Source organism: Armatimonadota bacterium (assembly GCA_017993055.1).
Lineage (GTDB): Bacteria > Armatimonadota > UBA5829 > DTJY01 > DTJY01 > JAGONM01.
In genome coordinates this window covers 48,010-63,216 of record JAGONM010000017.1, presented here as the reverse complement: position 1 = coordinate 63,216, position 15,207 = coordinate 48,010, and the positions used below count along the sequence as shown (strand labels likewise).

Annotated in this window: 12 protein-coding genes; 8 read left to right on the top strand and 4 right to left on the bottom strand. The window is 63.5% G+C overall.

Translation table 11 applies throughout. The features are described 5' to 3' along the window. Positions 1–741 carry a hypothetical protein gene (locus KBC96_08315; protein MBP6964394.1) on the bottom strand — a complete coding sequence of 247 codons (741 nt, stop codon included), beginning with the start codon at positions 739–741 and terminating at the stop codon, positions 1–3. A gap of 427 nt (positions 742–1,168) precedes the next feature. Between KBC96_08315 and KBC96_08310 the strand changes: the two genes are divergently transcribed. After that, positions 1,169–3,838: a family 10 glycosylhydrolase gene (locus tag KBC96_08310; GenBank protein MBP6964393.1), complete on the top strand. Its 2,670-nt coding sequence runs from the start codon at positions 1,169–1,171 to the stop codon at positions 3,836–3,838. Here the strand turns inward: KBC96_08310 and KBC96_08305 are convergent, their stop codons facing one another. Next, positions 3,839–6,121 (bottom strand): hypothetical protein, encoded by a 2,283-nt coding sequence (locus KBC96_08305; protein ID MBP6964392.1) that lies wholly within the window; start codon positions 6,119–6,121, stop codon positions 3,839–3,841. Between the two features lie 193 nt (positions 6,122–6,314). On the opposite strand from KBC96_08305, the gene KBC96_08300 reads away from it, so the two are divergent. The 6 genes from KBC96_08300 (at position 6,315) to KBC96_08275 (ending at position 11,150) form a co-directional block, all read left to right on the top strand. Beyond that, complete coding sequence (locus KBC96_08300; GenBank protein ID MBP6964391.1) at positions 6,315–7,265, top strand: ketose-bisphosphate aldolase; 951 nt, start codon at positions 6,315–6,317, stop codon at positions 7,263–7,265. 163 nt (positions 7,266–7,428) lie between these two features. Then, on the top strand, positions 7,429–8,385 hold the full coding sequence (pfkB, locus tag KBC96_08295; GenBank protein ID MBP6964390.1) for a 1-phosphofructokinase: 957 nt from the start codon (positions 7,429–7,431) through the stop codon (positions 8,383–8,385). Then, a complete protein-coding gene (locus KBC96_08290) occupies positions 8,375–8,701 on the top strand; it encodes a hypothetical protein (GenBank protein ID MBP6964389.1) in 327 nt (108 codons plus the stop codon). The genes pfkB and KBC96_08290 overlap by 11 nt, the downstream gene beginning before the upstream one ends. A 314-nt stretch (positions 8,702–9,015) precedes the next feature. Next, the gene (locus tag KBC96_08285) at positions 9,016–9,606 is read left to right on the top strand and encodes a sigma-70 family RNA polymerase sigma factor (GenBank protein ID MBP6964388.1); all 591 of its coding nucleotides are present in this window, start codon (positions 9,016–9,018) and stop codon (positions 9,604–9,606) included. A gap of 12 nt (positions 9,607–9,618) precedes the next feature. Beyond that, on the top strand, positions 9,619–10,113 hold the full coding sequence (locus tag KBC96_08280; GenBank protein MBP6964387.1) for a zf-HC2 domain-containing protein: 495 nt from the start codon (positions 9,619–9,621) through the stop codon (positions 10,111–10,113). Between the two features lie 29 nt (positions 10,114–10,142). Then, positions 10,143–11,150 carry a hypothetical protein gene (locus KBC96_08275; GenBank protein MBP6964386.1) on the top strand — a complete coding sequence of 336 codons (1,008 nt, stop codon included), beginning with the start codon at positions 10,143–10,145 and terminating at the stop codon, positions 11,148–11,150. A gap of 2 nt (positions 11,151–11,152) precedes the next feature. On the opposite strand, the gene KBC96_08270 is transcribed toward KBC96_08275, so the two are convergent. Continuing rightward, entirely contained in the window at positions 11,153–12,241 is a 1,089-nt protein-coding gene (locus KBC96_08270; GenBank protein ID MBP6964385.1) for a CehA/McbA family metallohydrolase, read from the bottom strand. Between the two features lie 145 nt (positions 12,242–12,386). On the opposite strand from KBC96_08270, the gene KBC96_08265 reads away from it, so the two are divergent. Then, positions 12,387–13,535 carry a type IV pilus twitching motility protein PilT gene (locus tag KBC96_08265; GenBank protein MBP6964384.1) on the top strand — a complete coding sequence of 383 codons (1,149 nt, stop codon included), beginning with the start codon at positions 12,387–12,389 and terminating at the stop codon, positions 13,533–13,535. 74 nt (positions 13,536–13,609) lie between these two features. Here KBC96_08265 and KBC96_08260 read toward each other — a convergent pair whose 3' ends face one another. Next, the gene (locus tag KBC96_08260; protein MBP6964383.1) at positions 13,610–15,184 is read right to left on the bottom strand and encodes a glycerol-3-phosphate dehydrogenase/oxidase; all 1,575 of its coding nucleotides are present in this window, start codon (positions 15,182–15,184) and stop codon (positions 13,610–13,612) included. Between the last annotated feature and the right edge of the window lie 23 nt (positions 15,185–15,207).

Genomic DNA, 15,207 nt, shown 5'->3' with positions numbered 1-15,207 from the left:
CTACGCTAGTTTCATAAGGGAAGAGAGCATATTGTACGCGAACCAACCATCCCCGGTAACGAATGTCTGTGGCTTGGCGCTGGCGGCGTCTCTGCAGATGCCCACTCCGTCCTCATGGGGTACCACGTTGACAATCTTGGGATAGGGGATTCTGAGTGACTTGCCTGCGCCAGCGAAGTAAAGATGGCGATTGGTCAGGATGAGTGTCCCTTCATCAACCAGCCGCATCTCGGCCTTCTCCACGGGATGACCCCGGAAGGCTCCCGTCCGAAGGTACACTCCTTTGGCTACACGAAAGCTCACACCAGCAGTGCCCCCGACATAGGTTCTGGTAGTCTTCTCTTCATAGTATTGTGTGCCTGGAAAGGCCCACGCGACTGTCTCGCTGGCCTGTAGGTTTACCCCTGCAGGAATCGGTATACTCCCGGAGGGGGGCATACGCCCCTCGGCAATCTCCCGAAGAACACGTGCCCTCGTGGCTTTGGTGACCCATCCGTTGGCATCAAGCTCTGCGCGACTAAGCTTTAGTTGATTGGCATACTGAAGCAGGGCAGACTCCTCCTGTTCAGAAAGAAGCCCGTCCTCCAGACTATGCTCGACGCCGGCCTCCCAACCAGCGAGAAGCGCACGCTGTACCCAGTCGTTGGGAACACACGCGGACGTGGCCAGACCCCGAATCGCAGTCTCAAGTCCGCTAGTGCCACTACCCGATAACGCTGCCTGTGTTGCCGTCCTGACCATCTCCTGCCAAGCAGCCTCAGCTCGGCGCTGGCACTCCGGGTGCCGATCCTTCAGCCATCCGACCTTCTCTCCGCAGTAGATACACCCTCCACCTACCGGAACTGCGTTAGCGGGAGCCAGTGACGCCCGACAGCTGTAGCATTCATTCATACGTGCCGGATTTGGGGCCTTGCAGTTCGGACAGATGAGCATCTGAGCCACGGTCAGTCACTCCCTTCCTAGAGCGCGAGATTATTTCAGACACTTGTTCTATACTGCAGTCTATCTGCTAATAAGTGGACTGTCAAGCCCAAGAACGGCTAGTCGGAAGATTGTGCACAGCTGCGACTCATCCCGTGACCCCGGTACAAATACCTGTTCTCGATCACCAGTCTGGAAGGACCGTTCGCGTGTGGTACAATGGTACTGTCTGAGAAGGTGATCGAGAATGCGCCACAGATACACAACCGCGCTTGTTCTTCTGTTCGCAGCGCTCCTGCCGACGCCCGCGCCCGCCGACGAGTTCCGATCGATACTCGTGGACGCATGGTACTGGGCGTCGGGGTACGCGATCGTCAGCCCGACCGCGACTCAGGACACGGTGGACAGGATCAAGTCCTGGAACTGCAACGTGATCCTGATGCAGGTCCGCAAGCGGTGTGACGCCTACTACATATCGTCGCTCGAACCGACAGGGACTCAACCCTCCCCCGATCCCGGCTACGATCCTCTGGCGGACATGGTGGCGAAGGCGCATGCGCAGGGCATGGAGGTCCACACGTGGGTCGTGCCGTACAGAGCCTGGACGTACGCGACGCCTCCTCCGCACACCACGCCCGAGCAGGTATACTACCTGCACCCCGAATGGCTCAGCCAGTATGCGAACGGCGACACGCTCTGGGACGGCCGCTATTCGAGCCTCGATCCAGGGATTCCGGCCGTCGAGGACTACCTGATCGGCGTATTCATGGACATCGTCCAGCGCTACGACATAGACGGCTTCATGCTCGACTACATCAGGTACTACAACACCGCGTGGGGGTACAATCCCACCGCGGTCGCAAGGTTCAACGCGGAATACGGCCGGACCGGCCTTCCCTCCAGCACCGATCCCGTCTGGTGCCAGTGGCGCAGAGACCAGGTATCGAACCTGGTGAAGCGCCTCTACCTCGAGGTCAAGTCCGTGAAGCCGCAACTCAAGGTCGGGGCGCTCGTGTGGAAGACGGCGGCCTCGGGATACTCCGACGTTCTCCAGGACTGGGACCGCTGGATGACGAATCACTGGCTGGACTACACCTCCCCGATGAACTACACAGGGGACAACGCGACTTTCCACACCAACGCCCTTGACAGCCTGTCGCGCGGTTATGGCCACCACATCTACATGGGAATGAGCGGCAGTGAGAACCCGATCAGCACCACGATCTGGCAGATCGAGGACGAGCAGAGCATCGGATTCCCGGGCATGCACTTCTACAACTACGCACAGCCGGACGCAGGGATGCCAAACCAGGATGGCTTCAGGGATGCGCTGCTCGCGGGCCCATTCCCAACCCAGGTGTCCGTTCCGGCCATGCCCTGGCTCATCACTCCGACCAAGGGCTTCCTGAAGGGCTTCATCCGAGATGAGGGCGGCGCGGCGGTATACCCGGCCACGGCGACTGTAGTAGGCTTGGGACTGAGTGACAAGAACTCCGGCACCGGATTCTACGGCTTTTCGGAAGTCGCGCCGGGGACGTACACGGTCCGCGTGACTTCTCCCGGGTGCATCCCTGCCGAACGCCAGGTCACGATCACGGCGGGCCAGGTGGCATCACTCGATTTCACGCTCGTGCGAGACTCGGTCGCCCCGGTCATCTCGAACGTTCGAGCCGAGAACGTGCAGGGAACGCATGCGCAGATCAAGTGGGATACCGACGACGAGTCCACGAGCCAGGTGGAGTATGGACCGACAACGGCCTATGGCGCGGTGACGGCGGAGGACATGCTTCGCGCAACCTCACATTCTGTTCAACTAGTAGACCTGACGCCGCTCACGACCTACCACTTCCGGGTCAGATCGTACGATGCGGCCAGGAATGTCGCCGAGTCCTCGGATTACACCTTCACCACAACCGCCGGTGATCTCATTCCCGATATCGTGATTGACAACCTCGACCCGGGCTGCTCGACCTATGGTACTTGGTGGACCGGCTCGATCGCGGGCAAGTACGGAACGGATTACTATTATGCCACCACCGCCGATCCGACGAGATACGCAACCTTCACGCCGACCATCCTCAGCGCCGGCTTCTACGATGTATACATCTGGTACACCCAGTCGAGCAACCGGAGCGCTCAGGCGAAATGGCGCGTCTACTGCGACGGCGGGATGCAGGAGTCCCGCGTGAACGAGCAGGTCAACGGCGGAAAGTGGGTCCTGCTGGCCGTGAACAAGCCCTTCTCATGCGGATCGGCGGGCTACGTGGCAACCTACAGCGACACCGGCGACACCTCCACCATGGTCATCATCGCCGACGCGGTCAAGTTCGTGTTCGAGGGAATCACCATACCTGCGGCGAAGCGCCGCCCGAACGGCAGTGAGATCGTGCTGATCGGCAAGGTCGCGAGCGCATGCTTCGGCGACCACTTCTACATCTGCGAGGGCAGAGAGGACCAGGTTTCGGGCATCCGAGTGAGCGGTACTCCTCCGGCGGAAGGCAGCCTTGTCGACGTCAGCGGCACGCTGAACACTATGGACGGCGAGCGAGTCCTGATCTTCCCCACCATAGCCGCGAGCGTCGGGCCGGGAGCCCCGGAGCCGCTGTTCATGGTCGGCAGAGCCGTCGGCGGCGGAAGGCTGAACGACTATACCGATGGGGTCGCCGGCGGAATCGGCCTGAACAACATTGGGCTGTTGATCTCGACCATCGGCGCGGTCACTTTCGCGGGGACGGGTTACTTCTACGTGGATGACGGATCGGGCGTGACCGACAACTCCGGACACTTGGGCGTGAAGGCGCTCGGCACGGCTCCCATCGGTAAGCACGTGAGGCTCACCGGCATCAGCTCCTGCTTCGAATCTGGCACCGATGTCTACAGGCAGATCGAGGCGACCCAGGTCACGCTGCTCGACTGATCACCGCCCGAGCATGTAGATGTGCACCGCGTAGGGCGCGAATGTGTCGGTGAATGCGAAGTCCTTCACGGGCAATGTGCGGCCTTCGCCGTGGACCTCGACCTTCGCGCCGGTGACTCCCGGCCCGGCGAAGCGTATCGTGATCGCCTTCTTCGCCCGGTTCACCGCGATCATTACGAACTTCCCTCCGACATCCTTGACGATGAAGTCCACAGGGGCGTCTACGGGCGATTTCTCGATCAAGCTGTCGGTAGTCTGAGCCGTGAGGACGGGGTTCAGGTCGCGCATCTCACGGATCAACTGCTTGATGTACTCCCAGTCGCCCTCCTCGGGGTTGTTGAGGATTCCCGCGGGCTTCTTGTTGTAGTCGAGCTGGCCTGAGCCGGTGTAGAAGGCGACACCCTTCGCGCCGTAGACGATCGGCATGTAGCACATCTGGCGGTACTCGGCCCGGGTTGGGTATCGCCCGTCAATGCGCGGCTGCTTGTAGCACTGGATGGCGATCCAGAGCGGCTTGACTCCGTTGTAGTTGGTGAGCCAGGTCGGCGGAATGAAAGTCGGGTCCTTCTTCACCGCCGGGGCAGGAGCCTCCGGGTTCGGCTCCATGGGAATAGGATAGTACCACCAGATGCCGACGTCCATCATGCCATCTGGAAAGAAGAAGCTCCGGTCCTTGGGCACTTCCGTGATCACATCATAGGTGTCGCCGAGGACGAACGGGTGATTGGGGTCCATCTCCTTGACGATCCGATAGACGCCGGCGATGTTCTTTAGAGGGCCCTCGCCCCTGGCCACGCGCTCTTCCGAGCCCCAGAAGCCGAGACCGGGATGGTTTCGGAAGGTCTCGATGCGGCGGCCGACCTGCTCCCACTTGCCCTGCTCGATCGCCTTCCGGGGCAGTTCGACCATCATCCTCAGACCGGCCTCGGCGCTTCGGTCGAGCAGGTCCTTAAGACGGATGTCATTCACGTTGATGGGATCATCGGCGTCTCCGGTCACGATCTGATAGCTGTGGTTGAACGAGAACCCGGCCTCTCCCATCTCGGGGAACCTGCCCGCGCTGTACAGGCCGAGCGGGAACTCGGGCTTGCCGTTGACGATCGGGAAGCCGTCGGGACCCATGAGCACCCGCGACTCATCTCTCGGCCGGACGTGGATCGTTTCCTGCCCGCCGCCGATATCGCGGCCCTCGGAGTCGGCCAGCCTGACGGACGCCGTGAAGACCCCCGCCGAATCCACCAGCACTTTGAACTCATGCCCCACGAAACCGCCCTTCGACGCGTCCACGGAGGCCGTGTCGAGCGTGTTGCCGCCGGAATCCACGACGCGGACCTCCAGCTTCGCGCCGGGCAGACGGTCGGGATGCACGTTGACCAGCACATCCACGCGGGTCGAGCCGTCGCCCTCGCCGACGGCGTGGTAGCAGGGGCACGCGGGGTAGACGGTCAGCGGCGCGGCGGTGTTGAAGCTGCCTGCGATCTTCCTCTCGGTCGCGCCGGATGCGTTGAGGAACTCCAGGGTGTAGTCGTGCTTGCCGACTGACTTCGTCTCGATCTTGAGCGGTATCCGGCTCGCGGACCCGGCTGCGACCGAGATGGGAGTGTCTGATACCTGCTTGCCGACGGTCAGCCTGAGCGACCCCGCCAGGGGAGAACCGCCCCGGTTCTCGACAACGGCCGTGATCGTCTGCTCGCCGACGTAAGTCTTCGGCGCCTCGGCGAGAGTGAGGGATATAAGGTTGTCCGTGACGGCCGACACGCTGTCGAACCAGACCGCGCCCGACGCCCGGCTGAACTGGAGGAAGATCTCGCCGGTCGCGGCGTTGGCGGGCACGTCGGCCATACCCGTGAGCCAGGTCCACTTCCCTGAGAGGGCCTTCCCGGGATAGACGAAGTTGCGGTCGAAGACCCTGCCGTCGGCATCGCGGAAGCTCAGCGCAACGCCGACGCACTCCTTGCCGCCCCGAAGGTTCTGCGCGCGGACGAAGGCCTCGAACCGGATGTCGTCGTACGGGGTGACGGGGAACGGCGCGCTGACGACGGTGAAACGGCCCGACTCCCTGGAAGCGAGCCTGACGGAGGCGGCCCCCTGGTGAGCGACGGCGGTGTCCACCGTCACGTCGGGCCGACCTTCCTCGGTCTTGTAAACCCACCAGCCCCCGGCGGGGAGCGAGTCTTCCCCGGAGCCGGCCTCGAACCCCGGGTTTGCGACCATGTTTCCGCCGGCCCACACCGGCGCGCCCAGCATCAGAACCAGCAAGAAAGGAATCACGCGGCTTCTCATAGTATCCCCCGTTTCTCGGACGGCGCTCCGTCGTGTGGAGTTTTCGACGCGCACTGGCACGATACCTTGGTCCGTCAGGGGTCGCAACTTTGACTTTGCGCGCCTGTTGGGGGTATACTAGCGGTTGCGTGCGGCCCGGCCGGCAGAAGGCGCGGGCTTTCCCGAAACAAACTCAAATCAAGGAGAAGCTTGAATGATCGTAACCACCAAGGAGCTGTTCGCACAGGCATACGGCAAGTACGCCCTGGGCGCGTACAACATCAACAACGCCGAGCAGACCATGGGCCTCTTCCGAGGCTGCCTGGACTCCAAGGCGCCGTTCATCATCCAGATATCCAAAGGCGCCCGCTCGTACACCAACAAGCTGATGCTCGAGGGCATGATCCGCGCGGCGGATCAGATCTTCCCGGACGCCATCTTCGCCGTCCACCTGGATCACGGCGACGAGCAGACCTGCTACGACTGCATCGAGTCCGGTTTCTACTCGTCCGTCATGATTGACGCAAGCCACGAGGACTTCGAGACCAACATCGCCACGACCAAGAGAGTCGTTGACGCGGCCCACGCGAAGGGTATCAGCGTCGAGGCCGAGCTGGGACAGCTCGGAGGGGTCGAGGAGCACGTCAGCGTGTCCGAGGACCAGGCTCACCTGACCGACCCGAAGCAGGCGGCGGAGTTCATACAGCGGACCGGCTGCGACTGCCTCGCATGCGCCATCGGCACGAGCCACGGCGCGTTCAAGTTCAGCGGATCGCAGGGCCTCCACTTCGAGATCGTCAAGGGCATCCAGGAACTCGTGCCCGGATACCCGCTCGTCCTGCACGGCTCGTCATCGGTGCCTCAGGATGAGGTCGAGCGGATCAACGCCGCCGGCGGGAACCTGAAGGGCGCGAAGGGCGTGGACCCGGCCCAGTATCTGCCCGCAGCCAAGCTGGGCGTCTGCAAGATCAACATTGACACCGACGGCCGCCTGGTGTGGACGCGCGTTCACCGCGAGTTCTTCCGCGACAAGCCGGAAGTCTTCGACTTCCGCCCGATCGGCAAGGTGTTCATGGAAGAGTACGCGAAGTTCATCGCCAGCCGCAACGAACTGCTCGGCTCGGCAGGCCAGCTCGACGCCGTGAGAGCGGCGCTCGGCAAGTAGTCTCGCTTGAAGCGAGTGAGAGGGGCGGGGTATTGCACCTCGCCCCTTTTTGTCTGTATGGCAGCGCCTGACTTGCCGGACACGTCAGCCGAGTCGGACAGGTCCGAGGGAACACTGAACCCGAAATCTCGTCTAAAGGAATGTAGCCTCGACAGGTGAGACCGTGATAGCAACCGTGACGCTCAACCCGGCGCTGGACAAGACCATCTACCTGGATCGTCTTCTCCCCCACGACACGAACAGAATCGAGAGGATCGAGATTGACGCCGGCGGCAAGGGTATCAACGCCTCGCGCGTACTGAAGGAACTCGGCACCGAGACCCTTGCGCTGGGTTTTCTCGGCGACCGGCCCGGCCGTCAGATCGAGAACGAGCTGAGGCTGGAGGGCGTGCCTGCCGACTTCGTCCGGATATCGGGCGAGACGCGGACGAACATCTCGGTGCAGGAAGCATCCGGTTCGCCGCCGACGATGCTCAACGAGCCGGGGCCGACGATCTCGGCCGACGAATTGCAGGAGCTTCGGCTCAAGGTCCGCGACGCGGCGTCCAGGGCGGACTTCGTGCTGTTCGGGGGCAGCCCTTCGCAGGGAGTGCCGAGCGACGTCTACTGCGACCTCGGCGAGATCGCCCGGGCCGGCGGGGCCGGGATCGTACTCGATAGCGACGGCGAACCGATGGTTCGCGGCATGGAGTGCAGGCCGTTCATGATCAAGCCGAACAGGGATGAGGTAAGGCGGCTTGTGGGTATAGATATCAAGGGGCAGGACGATGCCCTTGCGGCCTTGAAGCTGCTGCGGGACAAGGGGATCGAACTGGTTGTGATCTCGATGGGCGCGAAGGGCGCTATCGCCGCAAACGATGACGGCGCGTGGCAGGCCGTGCCGCCCGACGTGAGGCCGGTCAGCACTATCGGCTCGGGCGACTCGATGGTCGCAGGAATCCTGCACATCCTCTTGCAGGGCGGCGACCTGGGCGAAGCGCTGCGTTGGGGTTCGGCGGCGGGAGCGGCGACGGCGATGACCGACGGCACCGGGATATGCAGCCGGACCCAGGTGCTCGAACTGCTCGACAGGGTTGAAACGATGAGGATTTCCCAGGACGGTCACAAGATTGGACACTAGAGAACTCAGACAGCTCATCACGAAGGAGTTTGGCGCGGCGTTGGAGCATGCCACGCCGGCGAACGTCCGGGAGTTCCTCGACCGCATGGAACTGGGCGTTCCCGGCCCCGGCTCGACGGGCAGGATAATCCTGGAAGAGAAGGCGGCGTCGTACGAAGGGATACTCAAGGACTTCTTCGTCAGGGTGCTGGACATGCCGAGGGATGAGGCGGTAGCCCTTCTCTGGCTTCTCGCATTCGACCTCTCATTCTCCGCTATCGAGCTTCAGCACGAGGACAAGCTCATGTCGCTTTTCAAGGAACTCGAGGAGAGCTAGCGGCCTTCCTCCGCCGCGCCTGTCACCTGGGACGACCGCCCGTCACCCTGAACTTGATTCAGGGTCCACCGCTCTCCTGGATGCTGAGTCAAGCTCAGCATGACGCGTCGCGCCCACCGCCGGGCATACTCCAGAGCCGCCGCGCCAAGACCGATTCGGGACCGCTCAGACAGACCTCCTCTATTGCATTGACACACCTGTTCCGACTATTCTGGATGTAGAGACTGATCCGACGCATCAGGCCGATCGAACTGAACTTTTGCGATCCGTATCCGTCTATCAGCAATGATTCTCCATCTCGCGCCGAGGGGAGGATGGACCGTTTGATCAGCGCCGATGCCGTCCTCGTGCTTCGATGTCAGGAAGGCGACACTGCCGCCTTCGAGGAGATCGTCGCGCGATACAAGGACGGGATCTACAACTATATCAGCAGGATGATATCGAACCGGGATGAGGTGGAAGACCTCGCCCAGGAGGTGTTCGTTCGCGCGTATTCGGGGCTCAGATCATTCCGCCAGGAGTCGAACCTCCGGACGTGGCTCTACAGGATCGCGAACAACCTCTGCATTGACAAGTACCGGCGCTGGGCGACCGAGCGGAGGCTGCTCGCGACTCCAGAAAGAGTGCGGGACGGCGACGAGGGACCGCGCGAGACCGACCTGCCGGACACCACGCACGACCCGCAGATCGTGTGCGAGAGGGCCGAGCTTCAGCAGGAGGTGCGGGCGGCGCTCTCCCGGTTGCCGGACAAGCTGCGGGCCGCGATACTGCTCTACGACATGGAAGGCATGTCATACGAGGAGATCGCTGAGGCGCTCGGCGTGCCGGTCGGCACGGTGAAGTCCCGCCTGTTCAACGCGCGGATGCAGTTGAGAAACTGGCTGAGGGCCTATGTGGAAGCGTGACGAGGCAGCGGCATGAACTGCAATCAGTTTGCGAAGTACATAACCGATTACGTGGACGGAGCCCTCGAGAAGGGCGTCGCGGGGGAGATGGAGTCTCACATGAGCCTCTGCCGTGACTGCCGGTCGCTCGTGACGGAACTCGAGAACACCTCGTCGCTCATACGGTCTCTCGACAGGCTCGCGGCCCCGGAGGGTTTCGAGGCGCGCCTGAGATCGCGGATAACGTCCGTCCCCGCTCGCGGTGAGAAGAAGGTCCTGCGGGAGAGGCTCTTCGGCAGGCCGCATTTCCTCCGGCCGGTTATCGCGGCGCTGGCCGTCTGCCTGCTCATAGTCGGTTCGGCGCTGACGCTGACGCACAGGGCCCGCGACGGTCGGAATGCCATGGACTGGGAGTATATCGAGAAGTGCCGGTCGGAGCATGCGACGTTTGCATCGGCGAACCCGCTTGCCGACGATTCGGCGGTCATCCTGGGAGAGCGCGCGAGGGACCTGGGCGGGCAGCTCTAGTCGGCGGCGCGCCGGCTCGCAAGTGACTTATGATCAAGCTGAGAATAACCGGAATCATGAGCGGCGCCCTCTCCGCGGGCCTGGTGATGGCGGCGGGAAGCCTCTGCGCCGCGCCGGACGCGGTCTCCATCCTCCGGAACATGCTGGATTCTGAGGGGCGCGTCGCGTTCACGGCCCACCAGGTGACAACGATCTCCAAGGGGCCGTCGGTCACCTCGGAGCAGATAGTCTATCGGGACGGCTTCAACGGTATGCGCACGGAGTATATCGCCCCTCCGGCCCTGAAAGGCGAAGTCATGGCCGACGACGGCCGGATGATGGCCCACCTCGTGCCTCAGCAGAAGGTGCTGCGAATACGCCCGTCGAGGCTTGCAGTCCTGCGCCAGCGGACCGAGCAGGCCGCCCAGGCGCTCTCCCGCGGGCAGCTGAGAGCGGAACTCGTGGGAAACGACAGGATCGCGGACCAGGCCACCTACGTGATCGTCGTGCGCCCGCGCGGCGGCGATCAGGGACCGACGCGCAAGTTCTGGGTTGACACGAACAAGTGGGTCAAGCTGAAGACCGAGGACGTCGGCCCGAACGGCGCGGTCGTGTCCACGTCGTACTACACCCGCGTGCAGTTCCTGGACAGCATACCGGAGAGCAAGTTCCGCATCGAGGCGCCGCCGGGATACCGGGTACGGCACGATAGAGGCGTCGGGGGGCTAGTGCCCGTGGACAAGGCGAGGAGCATGATCCGCTTCCGCATGGTGGAGCCGGGCTACGTGCCCGCCGGGTACAAACTCGTCGGCGCGGCGGTCGAGCCGTTTCGTGGGAGCCATATCCTCGGCCTGCGCTACACCAACAACGTGAACTCGTTCACGCTCTTCCAAACGCCCGAGCGGACGCTCGACCGCAGGTTCATCGAGCGGCTGCACGACGGGCCTGTTCGGCCGAAACAAGGCGTGTTCTCCTGGCGGCAGGGCCCGTTGAGCCTGACGCTCGTCGGAAACCTGCCCGCGGGCGAGCCCGATAAGATCAGGAACTCGGTCAAGTAGCCTCAGCCCACGTAGATCGGGTTGCCGACGATCCAGGGAACGAGACCCTTACCGACGCGCAGCCATACCTCCGCGCGATAGGCCCCGGCTTCACGGACCTCGAACGATGCCGAGTTTCCTTCATGGGAATGAACGAGCGCCCGGTCGCGCAGAAACCTGATTTCGGCCGGCGCACCCGCCGGCGCCTCCGCACTCAGAGTCACAACGCCGCCGTTCAGCGAGACGGACTCGCCCATAGCCGCCTCCATTCCACCGCTCTCGGCCGCGAAATCGAACCCTTCGGGATCTGCCCAGGCGGAGTAGACCGTGAAGCATCGGCCCTCGCGGAGCGCGCCGTAGACGAGCCGCTTGTCGCGCTCGAGATCGCCGGCCATCTCGTCCGGCGACTGGACATGCACCTGGAGCGACCGCAACGCTTCGCGGTAGGACGGGATATGCAGGCGAAACGGCCCCAGCCGGAGATTCGCGTGTACGTCCGTCCCACCCAGACCGACGCACTTTCCCTCGGCCAGCAGACCGGCCCACAGGGCCCTGGACTCGCCCGACCCCCGAGACATGACTCGCCTGATGCCGTTCCCGCACTCCCGGAAGCCCGTCCTCGCGAAGTCCAGAAGCACCCCGGCAGCGTTCTTCCGGCCTGCGGTATCGAAAAGGCTCACCAGGTTCGATATCTCGACCCCGGCGTAGCCCGATACGCTCCAGTCCTTCCACGTTTCCTGGGCGGTCGGATGCGCGAGAATCCCGAATCCCCCGCTCGCGTTCACGCGGTCAATGGTCTCCTGGGGGCCCGTCCTGTCGCATCGGAAGCCCGGCGGCAGGTCGAATGCGAGGTAGTGCCCGGCGGTGGTGCTCAGTTCGGCGCCGACCAGTAGCAGCACGCCCTCGCGCCGACCCTCCCATCCGTCCTCGAGCGCCCGGAGGGTGTTGTGATCGTTCAGGATGACGAAGTCGAGCGAGGCGTCGTTCGCGGCCTCCGCTATCTCAGGTATCGAGCCGCTTCCGTCGGAGAAAGTGGAGTGGACGTGCACGCACCCGCGATAGGTCCTGCGTCGCGTTGAGCCGGGGAGATTCATCTCTTTCACATTGGCCATGGACGGCGGTCGTTGAACGGCATGTATCTTAGTTCCCCGGGCCGGCGCCGCAATCCTCCGGGACCGCCTGCGCGTTGACAATGACCGCCCGTTGTGCTATACCAGACCAAACGGGAGCGCGCGGCTCCGGGGACTGGAGGTCCGCATGGCAGGCAACATAGACATCCACGATATCCTCGACGTGACGGTGAACCTGGGCGGGTCCGACATACACATGGTGGTCGGCGAGCCCCCTACTCTCCGGCTGCACGGACGGCTCGAGCGGCTGGAGCAGTTCGGCACGCTCGATGCCGAGCAGACGGACGCCCTCATGCACCAGATCGCCCCCGCGAGGTCGCTCGCCGAGGTGGAAGAGGTCCAGGGCGCGGACTTCGGCTACTCCTTTGGAGACAGGGCGCGTTTCCGTGTCGCGGTGTTCATGCAGAAGGGCACCGTGGCGATCAACATGCGCCTGATCCCATTCACGCTCCTGTCCTTCGAGGAGATCGGGCTGGACAAGAAGCTGCAGAGGCTTCTCTACGCGCCGAGAGGGCTGGTGCTCGTCACCGGGCCGACCGGAAGTGGTAAGACCACGACACTCGCCACGATGATTGACTTCATCAACGAGAACCGGGACTGCCACATCATCACCATCGAGGACCCGATCGAGTACTATCACTCGGCAAAGAAATCCATCATATCCCAGCGTGAGGTCGGGAACGACGTGCCGACTTTCGCGACCGGAGTCATCAAGGCACTGCGCCAGGACCCGGACGTCATCCTGGTCGGCGAGATGCGAGACCTGGCGACGATCTCCGCGGCCGTGACGGCGGCGGAAACCGGACACCTCGTCTTCTCCACTCTGCACACCACCGGCGCGGCGAGGACCGTTGACCGAATCGTGGACGTCTTCCCATTCGACCAGCAGGAGCAGATCCGAACCCAGCTCAGCGGCAACCTGATTGCGGTCATATCCCAGCTTCTTCTGCCTAAGAAGGGCGGAAAGGGACGAGTCGCCGTGTTCGAGGTCATGCTCTCCACACCGGCGATCGCGCACATGATTCGCGAGAAGAAGACGCACTCGATCGTATCGGCGATCCAGACCGGCCAGCAGTTGGGGATGAAGACGCTGGACACATCGCTGTTCGACGCGTATCAAAGGGGCCAACTGGACAGATCCGAGATGCTGCGCGCAGCGGACAAGCCGGAAGAGATCCTGGAGAAGATGGGAGAGAGGGTCGTCGGCAGAGACGTTCAGGCGCAGATACAGAGCGACGTGCAGAAGGGTCCGGCGGATCACGCGGGCCCGCAGTAGTCGCGGCAACCCGTCGTCGGGAACATTACAGGGCGGGGCTCGCAAGGGCCTCGCCCTTTCCATCCGTGCACCAGCTAACCGACGATGTATCCCTGAGCGAGCGATGCGTATTCCTCGACCTGCCGCGCTGCCCATGAGGCATCCCTACCCAGTTCGCCTGCCATGATCCGCGCAACCGCAGGGGCCATCTCGACGCTTCGTTTCGCCCCGAGCAGCAGCGCCCTCGTGCGGCGCGACAGGAAATCCTCCACCGTGCGGGCCATCTCCCGACGAACCGCCCAGACCACCTCGCCGACGACGTGCGGCGCGTCCGGATGGATGCGCTCGGCATACTCGGGCTTCCGGCGGACGAGCGCCTCGAGCGCGGGTGCGTCGGAGCCGTAGATTGCCAGGTCGCCGAATCGCTCCGCGTTCTTGTGAAAACCGTGGATGTGGAGGCCGGTAGTGATACACGACCGTGCCGGACTCGATTCGGGATCCAACTGCCCGAGGAGCGCCGCCTGGTTCACCGTGTCCTCCGCCATCTTCCGATAGGTCGTCCACTTCCCGCCCGCGACGGTGATCAGCCCGGTGTTGGAGATGTGAACGGTGTGGTCGCGGGAGAGCGCGGCGGTGTTCTCGGCGCCCGATGAGCCGACGAGCGGCCGAATGCCGACGAACGCGCTCAGCACATCGCTCTCGGTCGGGTCCTTGGCCAGGTACCGCGCGGCGTGGGTCAGCAGGAAGTCGAGTTCCTCCCTGAGCGGCTTCGGTTCGACCTCGATGCTCTTCACCGGCGTGTCGGTCGTGCCGACGACGACTGCGTCGTGCCAGGGGATCGCGAAGAGCACGCGGCCGTCGTCCGTATGCGGGACCATTATCGCGGTGTCGCCGGGGAGGAACGATCGGTCGAGCACGATGTGGACGCCCTGGCTGGGGTCTATCATCGGCCTGGCGTCGGGGTCGTCCATGCGGCGCACTGAATCGGTGAACGGGCCGGTGGCGTTGATCACTATCTTGCCCCGGATATCGAACCGCTCCCCGGTTTCGGCGTCCTCGGCAATGACCCCGCTGACGACGTCATCGGTCTTGAGCAGAGACGTCGCCCCCAAGTAGTTGGCGAGAACGGCACCCTGCTCGGCGGCGGTCTGAACCATGTTCACGATCAGGCGGGCGTCGTCGAACTGGCCGTCGTAGTACATGACTCCGCCGCGGAGGCCGTTCGTCTCGATCGTCGGGATGAGCTCCTGCGTCCGCTCCTGCGAGAGGAGGCTCGAGCGGCCGAACCCCTGGCGGCCGGCCATGATGTCGTAGACCTTCAGCCCGAAGCCGTAGAATCCCCCCTCCCACCAGTCGTAGCGCGGGACGATAAACGCGAGGTCGTGGACGAGGTGCGGGGCGTTCCGGCGCAGGAGTCCGCGCTCGCGGAGCGCCTCGAGGACGAGCGATATGTTGCCCTGCTGGAGATATCGGACGCCGCCGTGCGCGAGCTTCGTGCTGCGGCTCGACGTGCCTTTGCCGAAGTCGTACTTCTCGACCAGCACGGTCTTGTACCCGCGCGAGGCGGCGTCAATGGCGATGCCGACGCCGGTGGCGCCGCCGCCGATGATGACGATATCCCACGTATCTCCCGCGCGCATGCGCTGAAGCATCGAAGCTCTGTCAAGCATGGCTTTTCTCCCGCGACAGTATA

Coding starts and splice junctions, on each gene's coding strand:
- KBC96_08315 (MBP6964394.1), bottom strand. CDS start 741: ATGGTCAGGACGGCAACACAGGCAGCGTTATCGGGTAGTGGCACTAGC.
- KBC96_08310 (MBP6964393.1), top strand. CDS start 1,169: ATGCGCCACAGATACACAACCGCGCTTGTTCTTCTGTTCGCAGCGCTC.
- KBC96_08305 (MBP6964392.1), bottom strand. CDS start 6,121: ATGAGAAGCCGCGTGATTCCTTTCTTGCTGGTTCTGATGCTGGGCGCG.
- KBC96_08300 (MBP6964391.1), top strand. CDS start 6,315: ATGATCGTAACCACCAAGGAGCTGTTCGCACAGGCATACGGCAAGTAC.
- KBC96_08285 (MBP6964388.1), top strand. CDS start 9,016: ATGGACCGTTTGATCAGCGCCGATGCCGTCCTCGTGCTTCGATGTCAG.
- KBC96_08280 (MBP6964387.1), top strand. CDS start 9,619: ATGAACTGCAATCAGTTTGCGAAGTACATAACCGATTACGTGGACGGA.
- KBC96_08275 (MBP6964386.1), top strand. CDS start 10,143: ATGATCAAGCTGAGAATAACCGGAATCATGAGCGGCGCCCTCTCCGCG.
- KBC96_08270 (MBP6964385.1), bottom strand. CDS start 12,241: ATGGCCAATGTGAAAGAGATGAATCTCCCCGGCTCAACGCGACGCAGG.
- KBC96_08265 (MBP6964384.1), top strand. CDS start 12,387: ATGGCAGGCAACATAGACATCCACGATATCCTCGACGTGACGGTGAAC.
- KBC96_08260 (MBP6964383.1), bottom strand. CDS start 15,184: ATGCTTGACAGAGCTTCGATGCTTCAGCGCATGCGCGCGGGAGATACG.